The 17249-nt window shown below is 54.6% G+C and carries 14 protein-coding genes; 10 read left to right on the top strand and 4 right to left on the bottom strand.

Annotation, left to right across the window (positions count from 1 at the left end; translation table 11 throughout):
- Positions 1-43 precede the first annotated feature (43 nt).
- The 6 genes from J9253_RS04485 to J9253_RS04460 all read left to right on the top strand — a co-directional run bounded on the left by J9253_RS04485 (position 44) and on the right by J9253_RS04460 (position 6791).
- Positions 44-1087 carry a hypothetical protein gene (locus J9253_RS04485; RefSeq protein ID WP_210223484.1) on the top strand — a complete coding sequence of 348 codons (1044 nt, stop codon included), beginning with the start codon at positions 44-46 and terminating at the stop codon, positions 1085-1087.
- 82 nt (positions 1088-1169) lie between these two features.
- Positions 1170-2150, top strand: a complete 981-nt coding sequence (locus tag J9253_RS04480) for a hypothetical protein (RefSeq protein ID WP_210223483.1) — start codon at positions 1170-1172, stop codon at positions 2148-2150.
- Positions 2147-4708: a molybdopterin-dependent oxidoreductase gene (locus tag J9253_RS04475; RefSeq protein WP_210223482.1), complete on the top strand. Its 2562-nt coding sequence runs from the start codon at positions 2147-2149 to the stop codon at positions 4706-4708. Before J9253_RS04480 ends, J9253_RS04475 begins: the two co-directional genes overlap by 4 nt.
- Before the next feature lie 20 nt (positions 4709-4728).
- On the top strand, positions 4729-5457 hold the full coding sequence (locus J9253_RS04470; RefSeq protein ID WP_210223481.1) for a 4Fe-4S dicluster domain-containing protein: 729 nt from the start codon (positions 4729-4731) through the stop codon (positions 5455-5457).
- A complete protein-coding gene (locus J9253_RS04465) occupies positions 5457-6074 on the top strand; it encodes a TorD/DmsD family molecular chaperone (RefSeq protein ID WP_210223480.1) in 618 nt (205 codons plus the stop codon). Before J9253_RS04470 ends, J9253_RS04465 begins: the two co-directional genes overlap by 1 nt.
- Positions 6075-6077: 3 nt before the next feature.
- Entirely contained in the window at positions 6078-6791 is a 714-nt protein-coding gene (locus J9253_RS04460) for a 4Fe-4S dicluster domain-containing protein (protein WP_210223479.1), read from the top strand.
- A gap of 49 nt (positions 6792-6840) precedes the next feature.
- Here J9253_RS04460 and J9253_RS04455 read toward each other — a convergent pair whose 3' ends face one another.
- On the bottom strand, positions 6841-7809 hold the full coding sequence (locus J9253_RS04455; RefSeq protein ID WP_210223478.1) for a calcium/sodium antiporter: 969 nt from the start codon (positions 7807-7809) through the stop codon (positions 6841-6843).
- A 122-nt stretch (positions 7810-7931) separates the two neighbouring features.
- Between J9253_RS04455 and J9253_RS04450 the strand changes: the two genes are divergently transcribed.
- Together J9253_RS04450 and mutS are read left to right on the top strand one after the other, a co-directional pair.
- Positions 7932-8999 carry an AI-2E family transporter gene (locus J9253_RS04450; RefSeq protein WP_210223477.1) on the top strand — a complete coding sequence of 356 codons (1068 nt, stop codon included), beginning with the start codon at positions 7932-7934 and terminating at the stop codon, positions 8997-8999.
- Between the two features lie 21 nt (positions 9000-9020).
- The gene (mutS, locus tag J9253_RS04445) at positions 9021-11597 is read left to right on the top strand and encodes a DNA mismatch repair protein MutS (RefSeq protein ID WP_210223476.1); all 2577 of its coding nucleotides are present in this window, start codon (positions 9021-9023) and stop codon (positions 11595-11597) included.
- Positions 11598-11713: 116 nt separating this feature from the next.
- Here mutS and J9253_RS04440 read toward each other — a convergent pair whose 3' ends face one another.
- Complete coding sequence (locus J9253_RS04440) at positions 11714-12445, bottom strand: DsbC family protein (protein WP_210223475.1); 732 nt, start codon at positions 12443-12445, stop codon at positions 11714-11716.
- A gap of 123 nt (positions 12446-12568) precedes the next feature.
- Positions 12569-13507 carry a site-specific tyrosine recombinase XerD gene (xerD, locus tag J9253_RS04435; protein ID WP_210223474.1) on the bottom strand — a complete coding sequence of 313 codons (939 nt, stop codon included), beginning with the start codon at positions 13505-13507 and terminating at the stop codon, positions 12569-12571.
- Between the two features lie 64 nt (positions 13508-13571).
- On the opposite strand from xerD, the gene J9253_RS04430 reads away from it, so the two are divergent.
- On the top strand, positions 13572-14834 hold the full coding sequence (locus J9253_RS04430) for a hypothetical protein (RefSeq protein WP_210223473.1): 1263 nt from the start codon (positions 13572-13574) through the stop codon (positions 14832-14834).
- Positions 14835-14838: 4 nt separating this feature from the next.
- Here the strand turns inward: J9253_RS04430 and mtnA are convergent, their stop codons facing one another.
- Positions 14839-15894 carry an S-methyl-5-thioribose-1-phosphate isomerase gene (gene mtnA, locus J9253_RS04425; protein WP_210223472.1) on the bottom strand — a complete coding sequence of 352 codons (1056 nt, stop codon included), beginning with the start codon at positions 15892-15894 and terminating at the stop codon, positions 14839-14841.
- Positions 15895-15940: 46 nt separating this feature from the next.
- Between mtnA and J9253_RS04420 the strand changes: the two genes are divergently transcribed.
- On the top strand, positions 15941-17248 hold the full coding sequence (locus J9253_RS04420) for a TRZ/ATZ family hydrolase (RefSeq protein WP_210224534.1): 1308 nt from the start codon (positions 15941-15943) through the stop codon (positions 17246-17248).
- Position 17249: the final 1 nt, after the last annotated feature.

Here is a 17249-nt window from a genome sequence, read left to right as displayed (position 1 = left end):
TTTTTGTATCAAACTTATAAATCCATTTGGAGGAATTTTCATCATGAAACAATTAGTTAAAAAGGCTCTGGTAGTCATGGTTAGCGCAGTCCTGCTTGCACCTATAGCGTTTGCCGACCAACAACAAGGCATGTCGGGGATGCAGGGCATGGATGGCATGTCTGGGATGAACGGTATGTCAGGAATGGGCGGCATGTCCGGGATGCAAGGCATGGGCGGTATGAACGGCATGTCCGGGATGCAAGGCATGGGCGGTATGAACGGCATGTCGGGGATGCAGGGCATGGGCGGCATGAACGGCATGTCTGGGATGCAGGGCATGGATGGCATGAGTGGTATGTCGGGGATGCAAGGCATGTCAGGAATGGGTGGTATGAACGGCATGTCCGGGATGCAGGGCATGGGCGGTCAACAAACAGGCTACTGGGCTTGGGCTTGGATCCCTACCCAAGCAGGCATGAGTGGTATGTCTGGGATGCAAGGCATGGGCGGCATGTCAGGAATGGGCGGCATGTCAGGAATGGGCGGCATGTCTGGGATGGGTGGCATGTCTGGGATGAACGGCATGTCTGGGATGAACGGCATGTCAGGAATGGGCGGCATGAACGGTATGTCAGGAATGGGCGGCATGTCTGGGATGAACGGCATGTCTGGGATGAACGGCATGTCTGGGATGAACGGCATGTCAGGAATGGGTGGCATGAACGGTATGTCAGGAATGGGTGGCATGAACGGTATGTCAGGAATGGGTGGCATGAACGGTATGTCAGGAATGGGTGGCATGAACGGTATGTCAGGAATGGGTGGCATGAACGGTATGTCAGGAATGGGTGGCATGAACGGTATGTCAGGGATGCAGGGTATGGATGGCATGTCAGGAATGGGCGGCATGTCCGGGATGAACGGCATGTCAGGAATGGGCGGCATGAACGGTATGTCAGGAATGGGCGGCATGAACGGTATGTCAGGAATGGGCGGCATGAACGGTATGTCAGGAATGGGCGGCATGTCCGGGATGCAAGGCATGGGTGGCATGAACGGCATGTCCGGGATGCAGGGGCAAACCTGGACACCTCCAATACAATAAACCTGTAATACCTCGTTACCTCTCCCCCTCCTCGCACGGGGGAGGGGGATTTTTCAACAGGGAACAGCCAAAGGAGTCATTCATGAATTCAGGCAAGAACAAATGGTGGATTGGCGCAATAGCCCTCATTGGCGTGATTGTCTGGGCATTCACCTCCTATCTCACCACCAACACCAACAGTGCATCGCTTGCACTACCGACCGATTCAGGCGCAACTGCCGCAAGCACCATAGTACCCCCAGAAAAAGTAGTAGCTACTGCCGCGCCAGCCAATGAAGCACAGGCAACATCAGTACCAGTAACAACCGAAACAGCAAGCAGTGACACACCAGCACAACAAGCTGCTATCCCTTCGGCAACGATTGCCGATTATGATCGTGCCCGCTACGACCCCATCCATTTCAAACCTGCCATCGACAAGGCCAGCGATGCTGACTGCCTGAAATGCCATCAGGAAGTGCTGGATACCAACGTCCGCGACGCCTCACCTGCCGGTTTGAAAACAGCCAATACCCTCGCTTGGTACCAAACACTGGATACCTACGAAGGCGAACAAATGACCTTCCACCAACGCCACCTGACCGCACCTTTCATCAAGAAAGTCGCCAATATGAGCTGCACCACCTGCCATCAGGGCAATAACCCCCGCGACGAAGTGTCCGGCACGGCAGCAGACAGCCCTACCAATTTAACCATGCGCAAAATGGTTGACCCGAATACCTGCCTGATGTGCCACGGGCAATTCCCCTACCAGAGCATGGGGTTACCGGGGCCTTGGCATGAAAGCGGCGCTGCCTTCCAGAACAACTGTTTGCTCTGCCATGCAGCCATCCGCACCAACCGCCATAAAGTCAATTTCCTCAACGCCGCCGCGATTGAACAGGAAGCAACCACTAACGGTGGGGATACTTGCTACGGCTGCCACGGCGGACGCGCATGGTATCGCACCAGTTTCCCTTACCCACGTCATCCGTGGCCGGGAGCAAGCGCCCCCCCCGACTGGGCGAAAGACCGTCCTACCGAATCCGACCTACGTTTTTTGATTGAAGGGAGCAAACCATGAGCGGACAAGACTGGCAAGATAAGTTGAAATCTGCCCTGAAAATGGATCGGCGCAGCTTCCTCAAAACCACGGCTATGGGTTCTGCTGCCATCGCAGCGGGTGGCCTAACGCTGAAGCCCAAGGAAGCCCAAGCCTTTGCGTATGAGCCTTACCCCCGCGACAACGACCTCACCACCGTCGTCACCAGTTGCGCCCACAACTGCGGCTCACGCCACATGCTGGTAGCACACAAAAAAGGCGACGTGATCGTGCGCCTGTCCAGCGACGACGGGCGTTACCAGCGCGGCGGCGAATTCGGCAAGGATACCTTTGAAGAGCCGCAGGTTCGCGCCTGTTTACGCGGGCGTTCCTACCGTTCACGCCTGTATTCGCAAGAACGCCTGCTGTACCCGATGATCAGCACCGGCAAGCGCGGCGAAGGCAAGTTCAAACGCGCTTCATGGGATGCCGCACTCGATCATGTTGCGGGCAAGATGGAAGAGCTGAAAAGCAAATACGGCCCCACGGCACTGCTCGACCAGAGTTACGCGGGCGCATCCTACGGCGTGTTGCACAAGTCCGACCAGATCGAGGGTTTGCTGGGGCGCTTCCTCGGTATGTATGGCTGCCGTACCAGTTCGTGGTCAGTCCCCTCCTACGAAGGCACTAAGTTCAGCTCAAAAACCACCTTCGGCACGATTGAAGACGGCAACGAAGATGATACGTTTGCGCATTCCAAACTGATCATTATGTGGGGTTGGAATCCGGCGTATACCTTCCACGGTGGCAATACCTTCTACTACATGCGCATGGCGAAACAGAACGGCTGCAAGTTTGTGCTGGTTGACCCGCAATACACGGATTCTGCTGCCGCTTATGATGCGTGGTGGATTCCGATCCGTCCCAATACCGATGCGGCGATGATGGCGGGGATGGCGCACCACATTTTTACCAGCAACCTGCAAGACCAGAACTTCATCAACAAATTTGTGCAAGGCATGGATGCTGGCACAATGCCGGACTGGGCGAAGGACAAGGAAAACTTCAAGGATTACATCCTCGGCAAATACGATAACACCCCGAAAAGCCCGGAATGGGCAGCGGAGATTTGCGGTGTTTCCGCCGATGACATCAAAAAACTGGCACAACTGTACGCCACTACCAAGCCTGCCGCGCTCAAAGCCTCGTGGGCACCGGGGCGTAACGCTTATGGCGAGCAATACAACCGCATGGCAGCCGCCTTGCAATCCATGACTGGTAATATCGGCATACTCGGCGGTTGTGCGGAAGGCATCGGCAAGGCATGGCACGCAGAAGGTGTCGCCTACCCTTACGACGAATTCGCCAATGTGTTTTACGAATCCATCAAGTCTGACCGCTGGGCGCATTGCGTGCTGAATTACCCGAATGTGAAGCGCGAGGAAATCGGCTTATGGCCGGGTGGCAAGGCGGGCGATGGGGTTATCCCCAATATTCGCGGCATTTTCTGGCAAGGCTCGGACTGGTTTAACCAGCTCACCAATATCAACAAGGAAATCAAAGCGATCAACAAGCTGGACTTGGTGGTGTGCAATGATTCCACCATTACCCCATCCGGCCTGTACGCGGATGTATTGTTCCCGATAGCGACCCACTTTGAACGCCATGACGTGGCACTGCCGTGGTACAAGGGGCATTACTACATCCACCGCCCCAAAGTGATTGAGCCAATGGGCGAGAGCAAGACTGACTTGCAAATCTACACCGAATTGGCTTACCGGCTGGGTGGCGACCAATTCGGGCGGCGTTATAACCCCAAAGCCAACCGCGATTACTTCCTGTACAACGACGCGGTGGATAACGCTTACCTGCAAGAATGGTGGGAACACAAGGTGATGGCACACCAGCACGTCGATATGTCATGGGAGGAATTCCAGAAATACGGCATCTACAAATTCAAGCTGGATCGCCCGCACGTTGCGTTTCAGGATAACGTGGAAAAAGGCATACCGTGGCCTACCGCCTCCGGCAAGATCGAAATCTTTTCGGGGCAATTGGCACAATACGACGACTGGACCAAAACCGCTTACGGGTATGAAATCCCCGCCATCCCCAAATGGATTGAGCCGTGGGAATATTTGGGTGAAAAAGAAAAAACCGCCAAGCACCCCTTCCACTTGATTTCACCGCACCCGCGCCACCGTACCCATTCGATTTTCAACAATATCGGCTGGTTGCGTGAAACCTATGAACAGGAAGTCACCATCAATGCTTCCGACGCAAAAAAACTCGGCATCAAGACCGGCGATACCGTGGAAGTGTTCAACGACCGGGGCAAGGTGGTCGTACCTGCCTACGTGACCGAACGTTGTATGCCCGGTGTGCTGGTGATCTACGAAGGGGCGTGGCTGGATCTGGATGAAAACGGCATCGACCGTTCCGGCAACCCCGACATGCTGACGCTGGATGAACCCAGCCCCGCTGGTTCGTTTGCCTACAACACGGTGCTGGCAAGCATCCAGAAAACCGACCTTGCCCACAAACCCGGTTGGGACAGGCTGGCAACTGCCCGCAGCCATGTGTTCCGGCGTGACCTGTAATATTCCGAGGAGAATTCCCTATGGCAAACGAACCAGTACCCAAAAACCCGGTATTACAGGACAAGGCTACGCTCAAGGAGGCCATCACGCGCCACAAGAAAGAAGTCTATACCCCGGTAGTACCTGAGCAGCAGTTCGGTTTCATCCACAACAATGTCGATTGTATCGGCTGCCGCGCCTGTGAAATCGCCTGCAAGGACAAAAACGGCCTAGCACCGGGGCCGCGTTTCCGCCGCGTGATGTACGTGGAAGGCGGTACTTACCCGGCGGTGTATGCCTACAAAGTCAATATGTCGTGCAACCATTGCGCCGAACCCGCGTGCTTGCCGGTTTGCCCGACCGGGGCGATTTACAAGCGCAAGCAAGATGGCATCGTCGACATTGATTCCAGCCTGTGCATTGGCTGCCGCCGTTGTGAAGCGGCTTGCCCGTATGGTGCGCCGCAGTTTATCCCCGAACAGAACATCGTTTCCAAATGCAATATGTGCGTGGATGAGATTGATGCCGGGCGCAAGCCGTATTGCGTGATGGCGTGCATGATGCGGGTGCTGGACATCGGCCCGATCGACAAACTGCGCGACGCCACTTACCCCACCAAAGCCATGGCGCCGCACGAAAAAGATAAGCTGGTACGCCAAGTCAAAAGCATGGCAAACCCGGAACTGACCAACCCTTCCATCGTGTTTATCGCCCACAGCAACGGGCGCGTGGATGAACCCAAGGATGCAGCCCCCAAGGAGCCCAAGTAATGCTGGATATAGCCAATAACTTGCGATTGCTGGCGGATTTGCACGCCACCGAATTGACGCGGGAACAGGTTCTTTCCGACCAGCAATTCGATGAACTGGCCTGTGATTTCGCTGATATTTACCTCCACGGCAAATTTCACAGTTCACCGCAGGAATCGGTGTGGCTGGACGATGAGGAACTGGTGTGTCAACAACCGATGTTCGAGGTGCGCGAATGGTATGCGCGGCACGGCTTGGCAGTCCCCAACTGGCGCGTCATGGCGGATGACCATCTGGTGAACCAATTGCTGTTCGTGGCTTTCCTGCTGGAAAAATCCACTACGGAGCATAACCCGCAACGGTTGGCAGAAGCTGCCCGCTTTCTGGATGAACACCTGTTGCGCTGGCTGCTACCGTTTGCGCAACGGGTGGCGCAACGCTGTGCCACCGCCTTTTATGCCGAATTGGCGCAGGAAACGGCGGTGTATGTCGAGCACACCCGTGACGTGCTGGCGGAAACCCTCGGTGTGCCGCGCTTGAGCCATGAGGCAATCGAAGCACAGTTACGGGCGCAACAACTCGCGGTATCGCAGCCCCAGCCGGTGAAGTTTTACCCCGGCGTTGCGCCAAGCTGGTAAGCCATGAGTTTATCACTGGGTTGGTTGCAACAATTAAAGCGGGAATGGACGATCCCGGAGGTTATCGCCGAACGCTGCGTCCACAGCCATTGCGAAGTGGCAAGCTGTACTCGCTGCGTGGATGCTTGCCCGCATGAAGCATGGCTGTTGGATGACGCCAGCCTGAAGATAGATACGGCGCGTTGTGATGGCTGCGGCTTGTGTGTCGCAGCTTGTACCGAGTCGGCGTTAGTCGGGCATACCCCGGCGGTGAAAGTCACGCCTGTTATCAACCGCCGTCAGTTTTTACGCAAAGCCCTCACGTTTTCCGCCGAGCAAAGCATGGCAGCACCGGTGGCATTGCCGCCAATCCCCCTCATACCGACATTTAGCGTGGAAAACTGCAACGGCTGTGATGCCTGTGTGCAGCTTTGCCCACATCAGGCGCTGCAATTGGCGAAGCACGAAGACGGGCAGGCGCTGGCTTACCAAATTCAGGCGGAACGTTGCACCGGGTGTGGGATTTGTGTGGATGTTTGTGAGCGGGATGCAGTCACGGTCAGGCAGATGGAGCGGATGGACAGCGCGGAAATCCTCTTGGAAATTCCTTTGGAGCAGGCCCGTTGTAAGGCGTGTGGCAGCCATTTCCACTACCCGGCGGATGGCAATACCGTGCGGCAGTATTGCCAGATTTGCGCCCATACCAATCATCATCGGCAGTTGTTTCAGGTGTACTGAGGCAACCGGATCAGGTCCCACTGGATAAGACGCAAATGAAGCTATAAATTTAGCCAACTACGCTGTACAACAACCACCCCGTATAAGCAAAGTAAGCGCTCAGTAACACGCCCCCTTCCCAATGGGTCAAATGCCCCGGTTTCCTGAAGCCATACGCCATAATGAACAAGCCCAGAGTAACCGCCAACATCACACCCCAGTCACGCCCCAATACTTCGGGCGCGACCTGAATCGGTGAGATCAACCCCGCAATACCGACCACTGCCAAGGTATTGAATAAATTGGAACCGACCACATTCCCCAGCGCCAAATCAGCCTCGCCTTTACGTGCAGCAGCGATAGAAGCCGCCAACTCCGGCAGAGATGTGCCAAACGCCACAATCGTCAAGCCGATAATCAATTCACTGACACCAAAAGCCTGAGCAATACTCACTGCACCCCATACCAACATTTTTGAGCTGGCCATCAACAGCAACAAACCCACCACCAACCACAGCGTCGCCGCCTTCGGTGTTAAGGGGTGTTCGGCCATTTCCTCTTCGACCTCGCTGCTCAAAGCATCCTGCTTGCCACGCTTGGCGGCGTACACCATCCAGCCCATGATGCCAAACAGCAACAGCACCAAGACCAACGCATCGTTGCGGCTGATAACGCCATCCCACAACTGCCAGCCCGCCAGCAAGGTGACGCCCAACAGAATCGGCATTTCCTTGCGCACAATACTGGAATGCACCGCTATCGTGGCAAACACAGCGGACAAACCCAAAATCAGCGTAATATTAATAATGTTGGAACCGTAAGCATTCCCCAGTGCCAGAGCGGGCTTGCCATCCAAGGCCGCAAACGCAGACACCACCATTTCCGGGGCAGATGTCCCAAACCCCACCACCACTATCCCAATCAACAAGGTAGACACACCAAGATGTTTGGCGGCGGCGGCAGCACCTTCCACAAATTTATCAGCACTCCACATCAATAAAGCAAAGCCGATCAACACGGCGAGCAAGGGCATCCACATAAGTAAACTCTCCATTATCCAATCAAACAGATGTTAACGGTGAACGGGGTTTATGACATTTTTCAGGGTTGTCTGCTAGTATCCCCTACATCAAACCGGCAAGATTAGAAAACCAATATTTTATGCTTACACTGTTGAACAACTGGTATACCCGCCACTTTTCCAACCCTCAAGTCGCTATCCTCGCACTCTTGTTGCTGCTGGGTTTGGGGATGATTGTATTCGCCGGGCAAACCCTCGCGCCCTTGTTGGCAGCCATCATCATTGCCTACCTATTGGACGGGGCGGTGGACTGGTTACGCCGTTACAAACTGCCCCGCTTTGTGGCAGTGGTGCTGGTGTTCAGCCTGTTTGCGCTGGCGTTGCTCTTGGTGCTGGTGGTGCTTGCCCCGTTGATATTGAAGCAAACCACTCAGTTTGTGCTGGAAATCCCCGGCATGGTGGCAGCCGGACAGAACGCCTTGATCCTGTTACCCGACAAATACCCCACGATTCTTTCCGAACAGGTGATTATGGAACTGCTGACCAGCTTGCGTAACGAACTCACCCAGTGGTCCGGGCATGTGTTGAGTTTTTCGCTGTCATCCGTCTTCAACCTGCTGGCATTTATTGTGTATCTGGTGGTCGTGCCCTTGCTGGTGTTCTTTTTCCTGAAAGACAAGGACATGGTGTTGGGCTGGTTTTCCACTTTTTTACCGCGTGACCGTGAGCTGGTGATGCAGGTTTGGCGCGAGGTCAACAAAAAGATTGCGGGCTATGTACGCGGCAAGTTTATGGAAATCCTCATCGTCTGGGTGGTGTCGTTTGTCGCTTTCATTGCTTTCGACTTGCGCTATTCGATGTTACTGTCGTTTTTAGTGGGCATTTCGGTGCTGATTCCCTACGTGGGGGCTGCGGTGGTAACGCTGCCAATTGCGGTCGTGGCTTATTTCCAGTGGGGATTTAATAGCGATTTCGCGTATGTCATCATCGCTTATGCCATTATCCAGTTCTTCGACGGCAACCTGCTTGTGCCTTTGCTGTTTGCGGAAATGGTCAACCTCCATCCCACCGCGATTATCACGGCTGTGCTGTTTTTTGGCGCGGTGTGGGGCATATGGGGGGTGTTTTTTGCCATCCCGCTGGCAACGTTGATCCATGCCGTGATCAATGCATGGCCGCGCAATACCCAAATACCACGCCCCCTTTGACAAGATGTTTACAGGCACGTAATGAATAAAAAGTCGGCTCCCCAGCACACCCCGATGATGCAGCAATACTTCAGGATCAAGGCGGAATACCCTGACATCCTGCTGTTTTACCGCATGGGCGATTTCTACGAACTGTTCATGGATGACGCCAAAAAAGCCGCTTCCCTGCTGGACATTACCCTCACTGCACGCGGCTCTTCGGCGGGCGACCCGATAGCGATGGCGGGTGTTCCCTACCATGCTGTCGAACAATACCTTGCCAAACTGCTCAAGCTCGGCGAATCGGTTGCTATCTGCGAACAGGTTGGCGACCCCGCCAAATCCAAAGGCCCCGTGGAACGCAAGATTACCCGCTTGCTCACACCGGGCACGGTTACTGACGATTACCTGCTGGACGACCGCCGCGACAACCTGCTCATGGCTGTGTGTGAGGAAAAAACTGGGGGTAACTACGGCATTGCCGCCATCGACCTCAGCACCGGGCGTTTCACCGTCCAGCAAGCCGATTCCGACACCACCTTGCTCAACGAAATCGAACGCCTGCAACCCGCCGAAATCCTCCACGACGAAGACTGGAAGCCGCCCTTCGTGCGCACCCAGCATTGCACTTCGCGCCCAACCTGGCACTTCGACCTCGACACTGCGCAACGCTTGCTGCTGCGCCAGTTCGGCACGCATGACCTGTCCGGTTTCGGCTGCGATCACCTGCCACTCGCCATCACTGCCGCCGGAGCCTTGCTCAATTACGTGCAGGAAACCCAGCGCACCGCCCTGCCCCATATCAATAGCCTGACGGTGGAACTCAGCGATGAAGGCATCATCCTTGACGCTGCCAGCCGCCGCAATCTGGAGCTGGAGCACAGCCTCAGTGGTGAACACAAAAACACCCTGATTTCGGTGATCGACAAAACCGCCACCAGCATGGGCAGCCGCCTGTTACGTCGCTGGCTCAATAAGCCGCTGCGTGACCGTCATATCCTGCGTAACCGCCACCAAGCCGTCGGCGCATTACTTGAGCAATACCACTACGAAAACCTGCTCGACACCCTGCGCGGCATTGGCGACATCGAACGTATCGCCAGCCGTATCGCGCTCGGTTCTGCCCGCCCGCGTGACCTTTCCACCCTGCGGGATTCACTGCACGTCTTGCCGCGCATTCACGCACACCTCCAGCCGCTCGACAACCCACGCTTGCAAGCGCTGCACCAGCAGATTGATCTGCACGAAGCACTCAGCCATTTGCTGGACAGCGCCATTATCGACAACCCACCCGTGGTCATCCGCGATGGCGGTGTCATTGCCCCCGGTTTTGATGCCGAACTCGACGAACTGCGCAACCTCAGCGAAAACGCCGACCAATACCTGCTGGATCTGGAAGCCCGCGAAAAAGTCCGCACCGGCATCAATAACCTCAAAGTGGCCTACAACCGCGTCCACGGCTATTACGTGGAAGTACCGCAAAGCCAACTGAGCAAGATTCCAGCGGACTACATCCGCCGCCAAACCTTGAAAGGGGTGGAGCGCTACATCCTGCCCGAACTGAAAAAGTTTGAAGACAAAGTGCTGTCCGCCCGCGAACGCTCACTGGCACGCGAAAAAGCCATTTACGAAGAGCTGTTACGGGATTTGCTGGCACACCTCAACCCGCTACGCAGCAGTGCGCAAGCCATCGCCGAACTCGACGTACTCGGCAATTTCGCCGAACGCGCCAACACGCTGAATTACAACTGCCCCGCGCTAGTCGATGGCGCAGGCATACAGATCGAAGGCGGACGCCACCCGGTAGTCGAGCGCACGCTGGATGCGCCTTTCGTGCCCAACGACCTGTACATGGATTCGCGCCGCCGCATGTTGATGGTGACAGGGCCAAACATGGGTGGAAAATCCACCTATATGCGTCAGGTTGCGCTGATCGTCTTGCTGGCACACATCGGCAGTTACGTGCCTGCGCAAACCGCTCGCCTCGGCAATATCGACCGCATTTTCACCCGTATCGGCGCACACGATGACCTTAGCAGTGGGCGTTCGACTTTCATGGTGGAAATGACCGAAGCCGCCAATATCCTCAACAATGCCACCGCCCACAGTCTGGTGTTGATGGATGAAATCGGGCGCGGCACCAGCACTTTCGACGGCTTATCGCTGGCGTGGGCATTCGCGGAATATCTGGCGCGTGACCGCAAGGCTTTCACCCTGTTCGCCACTCATTATTTCGAGCTGACGGTATTGCCGGAACAGATCAGCACCATCGTCAACGTGCATATCGACGCGATAGAGCATGGCGACAAGATCGTATTTTTACACGCGGTGAAGGAAGGCCCTGCCAATCAAAGCTATGGCTTGCAAGTCGCACAACTGGCAGGCGTACCCAAGTCCGTCATTGCGCAAGCCCGCAAAAAACTGTTATCGCTGGAAAAGGATTCGCAAGCAGCTCCGCAACAAGGCCAAACCTTGCCGCTGATGTTTAGCACATCAACCGAACCAAAAGATGAAATTGCGGAAAAAGTGAAGGCTGCGTTGGAAGCAGTAGACCCGGATGAACTCACGCCACGACAGGCGCTGGATGAGCTTTATCGACTGCGGAAATTATTGAAATAGCGAAGAAAATCCCCCTCAATCCCACTTTTTCAAAGGGGGAAGCAGGAGAACCAATACCGGACTCTTGCTCCCCTCCTTTGAAAAAGGAGGGGCTGGGGGAGGATTTTCTTCAAATATTATTTGGCTTTTGGTGCTGCATCCAGCATTTTGACCAAATCAGCCGCCGGACGGAAACCCGGAATCATCAGGCCGTCAGCCGTTACCAGTGCAGGCGTACCGTTCACACCCAGCTTTTGGCCTAGTGCAAAATCATCCGCCACTGGGTTGGTGCATTCCTTGGTTTCAATGGTTTCGCCATTTTTAACCTTAGTCATGGCTTCCTGCTTGTTATCAGCACACCAGATATTGACCATTTTCTTGTAAGCCGGTGAACCAACACCCGCCCGTGGATAAGCCAAATAACGCACGGTGACACCTGCCTCATTCAAGGCTGGCACTTCTTTGTGAAGTTTCACGCAGAACGGGCAGTCAACGTCAGTAAAGGCATACAGAACGTGTTTTTCATCGCCTTTGGCTTTGAATTCGATGGTTTTGCTGGCATCAATGGTTTTCATGATCCCTTGGCGATCAGCAGAGCGTGAAGCTTCCGTCAAGCTGGATTTAGTCTGGGCATCAATCAAATCACCGACAAACACGTAACGCGCGTCACCGCTTACATAAATGATTTCGCCGCCAAACTTGGCTTCAAACAGATTGGCAAGCGGTGTGGTTTTCAGGGAATCAGGAGCACTGCCGCCAAACATGGGCTTGAGTTTGTCGCCCAAATCAGCCGGTACACCATCAGCCATCGCTAGGGATGTTGCGAGCGCGATACCAACCATTACGCCCATAATCGTTTTCTTGTACATGGTTTCTCTATTCCTGAGTGAAAATCGAAAGTAAAAAATGCTTATTGTTTAATCACATAATGCAGCATACATTATCATGGCTGACTGTAGTGTGTATACGTTTCCCCACTTTCGCACAGCCTTCTAACCACGCGGGTGGTGCTCGCGATGCACATCCTTTAAACGGGCTTGCGCCACGTGGGTATAAATCTGGGTGGTCGACAAATCGCTATGCCCCAGCAACATTTGTACGACCCGCAAATCGGCTCCGTGGTTCAATAAGTGTGTCGCAAACGCATGGCGCAAGGTATGCGGTGAAATATGCCGCACAATCCCTGCTTCCACAGCATAACGCTGGATCATGACCCAGAACATTTGCCGGGTCATGCCGCTACCGCGTGTGGTCACAAATACATCCTCCGTAATCGCCTTGCTTTGCATCAGGGTCGGGCGGGCATCGCGTAAATACGTTTGTATCCAGTCATGCGCTTCTTCCCCCATGGGCACGAGGCGTTCCTTGCCGCCCTTGCCAGTAATGCGGATAACGCCGTGTTGCAGCGACAATTCCCCCAGCCGGATACTCACCAGCTCGGAGACCCGCAAGCCGGTGGCATACAACAATTCCAGCATTGCCCGGTCACGTAAGCCTAGGGGATTATCGGTATCCGGCGCATTCAGCAAAGCATCCACTTCGGCTTCCGATAAGGTATTGGGTAAATGCCTGCCTTGTTTGGGCGCTTCAATCTGCGCAGTCGGGTCATCCTTACGCTTGTTTTCGCGAACTTGCCAACGGTAAAAGCGCCGCAAACTGGACAGCAAGCGTGCCGTCGTTGCCGCTTTTGCGCCATCGCGCACGCGGATAGCGAGGTATTCCAGTAATTCCCCACGGCTGGCCTGATCCAGGGTTCCGCCGCGCTCATCCAACCAGTGACACAACAAACGCAGGTCACGTTCATAGCTGGCAAGGGTATTACGGCTAACACCACGCTCTGACCAAAAATCGTCCAAAAAACGATCAATTAATGCCTGATTAAGGCAATTTGTACGAATGATAGCGGGTAGGGATTTTTTTTCAGGTTTCATTGTCTTACTACGTGAAAAGGGAAATTTGCATAGTTTCTACTAAATATCCAAAGGGCTAACAATAATGACCAATAATGAATACCAGACCATGGCGATGAGCCATCACATGCTGCGAGAATTTCAGGAGCAATGCAAGCAGCAGGAGGCGGCAGCTATCGCGGCAGAGGTCGAGAACACACTAGACTACCAGCAATTTGAAGATGAAGTGCTGGCTTACCCTATTTTTTCCAATCACGCCTGTCGCAACCACGATGCCAAGGAGTTACTGGCAGCGGGTTCGGAAGAAGCCTATTGTGAGCGCTGGCGCTTTTTTTACGCCCCTGACCCTTGGAAACTGCCCCAAATCGAATACCAGCAGCAGATGGAAGCTCATCTGGACAAACTGCGGCAACGTATGCTGAACCTGACGTCACCGCGCCTGATCCTGTTTGCTGTGGCGTTTGTTGCCATTATCTTGCTGGTGATGCGCGGGCATTTCCTGTTACCCGCTCTGCCCATCGCCGCGCTGAGCTGGTACTGGTATCGCTCTGAACTGAAAATCACCGAGACTCAGCGGGACTTGCATGAACATCTGGATAAGCTGCACGCCTTGGAAAAGCAGCAGCAAGGCATGGCACACCAGCTTGACAGCCTGCCCCCACCTGCCGGGCTGGAACAACTGCACCAGCAATACCAACAAGCGGTGGAACACCTGTTCCGGGGCACTTTGCTACACCTGCTTAACCCGCCAGAGTTGGGTGATTTGTCGCAAACCTTGCCACAACAACACTGGGAAGGCTTTATTACCGAAAGCTGGGGACACCTCCAACTGCCATTACCCAATCAGAAACACACTGACTTGACCCGTAAATTACTGGATGAAGCCCATATACCTTTGATCGCCATGCTGGATGACCCTTACGGACGCAAAGGACATAGCCTCTACCGGCTGCAATATTTGCATGTGTGGATTCTGACCCAGAACGGCCTGTTGATGGGGCGGGGTTATTTTGACCGGGTAGCCAACCAGTTCCTGTATGAACAGCATGAATTCTACCCTTACACACAACTGTCACACCTGGAGCTGACCGAGCAGCCCTTGCCGGAACTGGCTATCCTGAAACAACGTTTGCCGGAAAACCTTTACCAGCGTTATTTCCAGCAACCTGTCAGCGTTTTATCCGTCGGAACCAGCAGCGGCAAAACCTATGAATGCGCGGCGCTCCCCATCAGCGAACGCCCTTTCCGGCAAACCCTGTGGAAAGAGCGTTACGGGCTGGATACTGACATGCAGCGTCTGAACCGCTGTTTACACCGACGTTTGTACCCAGTTGCCAGAACCGCGTAGCACATTACGAAGCCATCAGTGCCGCAATTTTTTCGGCAGTTGGGTTTTCTATCACCCCTTTTTCCGTGACCAACGCATCCACCAGTGAGGCGGGGGTCACGTCGAAAGCCGGGTTCCACGCCTGGGTATGGTGGGCAGCAATGCGCTGGTTACTGACGTTCAGTACTTCATCCTGCGGACGTTCTTCAATGGGAATGTCATTACCGCACAAGGTCGCAAGGTCAATGGTGCTGGTCGGGGCGACCACCATGAATTTGACGCCGTGGTAACGCGCATTCACCGCCAGACTGTAGGTACCGATCTTGTTGGCGACATCGCCGTTCGCCGCAATGCGGTCAGAACCGACAATAACCCACGAGACTTTACCCAACTTCATCAAGTGCGCTGCCGCGCCGTCACACAGCAGATGGGCGGGGATTTTGTCTTTGGCCAATTCCCACGCGGTCAGGCGCGAACCTTGCCACCACGGGCGGGTTTCGTCTGCGTAGACATGCTCGATTTTGCCGTTGCTGTAAGCACTGCGGATAACACCCAGTGCCGTGCCATACCCTCCCGTTGCCAAGGAGCCCGTATTGCAATGGGTCAGCACGCCGTGTGAAGGCGCAATCAGGGCGCTGCCCAATTCACCCATGTGGTAATTCGCGTCAATGTCATCCTGATGGATTTTTTTAGCAAGCTCCAGCAGCGGGTATTCCGGGTCGCCCTGAATCTGTTCGGCTGCCAGACACATGCGATTCAGCGCCCACATCAGGTTGATGGCAGTCGGACGCGAATTTTTCAGGGTTTCAATTTCAGCCAGCAAGCGTTGACGCCAGTCCTGCGGGTACTGCTTGTAGCTTTTGCGGGCTGCCATGACAACGGCATACGCGGCGGCAATCCCGATGGCAGGCGCACCCCGTACCACCATGTTGCGGATGGCTTCGGCAGTATCATCGGCACTGTACAAGGCGATAAACTGCTCGTTGTGCGGCAATTTACGCTGGTCTAACAGCACCAGATGATTATCTTTCCATTCTACGGCACGGATCGAATCGTGTTGACTCATGATGATTTTCAGCATAAATAGGTTGTTTTACGTGGCAATCTTACAACACCCAATGGTTCCAATGGATATTGAATTACTCATCACGCCTGAATGGATTATAACGGTCGATCCAGACAATCAGGTTTTGCGACACCACACTATAGCGGTTGATAATAGCAGGATTGTTGGCATCATGCCCACTTCTGAGGCAGAAAAATGCTACAGCCCACGACAAACTGTCGTATTACCACAACAAGCTGTACTCCCCGGCTTGATAAATGCCCATACGCATGTGGCAATGTCGCTACTCAAAGGGCTAGCGGATGACTTACCCTTGATGGATTGGCTACAAAACCACATCTGGCCTGCGGAAGCTCGCTGGGCGGATAGCACCTTCGTCCATGACGGGGCGCAACTGGCGATTGCCGAAATGATTCGTTCCGGCACGACCTGTTTCAATGACATGTATTTTTTCCCGGAAGCCACCGTTCAAGCAGCCGAGGAAGCGGGTATCCGCGCCTGTATCGGCTTGATCATGATCGACTTCCCGACGCGCTGGGGCAGTGGCCCGGAAGAATACTTGCAAAAAGGCTTGGCATTGCATGATCGCTTGCAAACTAACCCGCTGCTGACCACGGCGTTTGCCCCGCACGCGCCTTACACCGTCTCCGACGACCCGCTGCACAAAGTGCTGCATCTGGCTTGCGAACTTGACATTCCCATCCACATGCATGTCCACGAAACCGCTTTCGAGGTCGGGCAAGCCCAAGAACAATCCGGGATGCGCCCCCTTGAGCGTCTGGAAAAACTTGGCCTGCTCGACAAACATTTCCTCGCCGTCCACATGACCCAACTGAGCGACGCAGAAATTGCTTTACTGGCGCAAAAAGGCACGCACGTTATCCATTGCCCGGAGTCTAACCTGAAGCTTGCCAGTGGTTTTTGCCCGGTCGCCAAACTGACGGCTGCCGGGGTCAACGTCGCGCTGGGCACAGACGGCAATGCCAGTAACAACGACCTCGACATGCTCGGCGAGATGCGCACGGCCGCCCTGATTGCCAAAGCCGTGGCACAAGATGCCAGCGCTATCCCCGCGACTCAAGCCTTGCGCATGGCAACCATCAACGGCGCGAAAGCACTGGGGTTGGATGCCGATATTGGCTCACTGGAAGTCGGCAAATTCGCCGACATGATCGCGGTTGACCTCGGCACACTGGAAGCCAGCCCTTTGTACGACCCGGTTTCACATCTGGTATATTGCACCAGCCGCGAACAGGTCACGCACACGTGGGTGGCAGGCAAGGCGCTAATGGCAAACCGCCAATTGACCACACTGGATACAACCGCCCTGATTGCCAAAGCCCGCGACTGGCAACAAAAAATCAGCTAAT

The organism is Thiothrix litoralis, assembly GCF_017901135.1.
GTDB classification, from domain to species: domain Bacteria; phylum Pseudomonadota; class Gammaproteobacteria; order Thiotrichales; family Thiotrichaceae; genus Thiothrix; species Thiothrix litoralis.
Note: the sequence above shows the minus strand (reverse complement) of the source record. Positions and strands in the feature narration are given on the sequence as shown.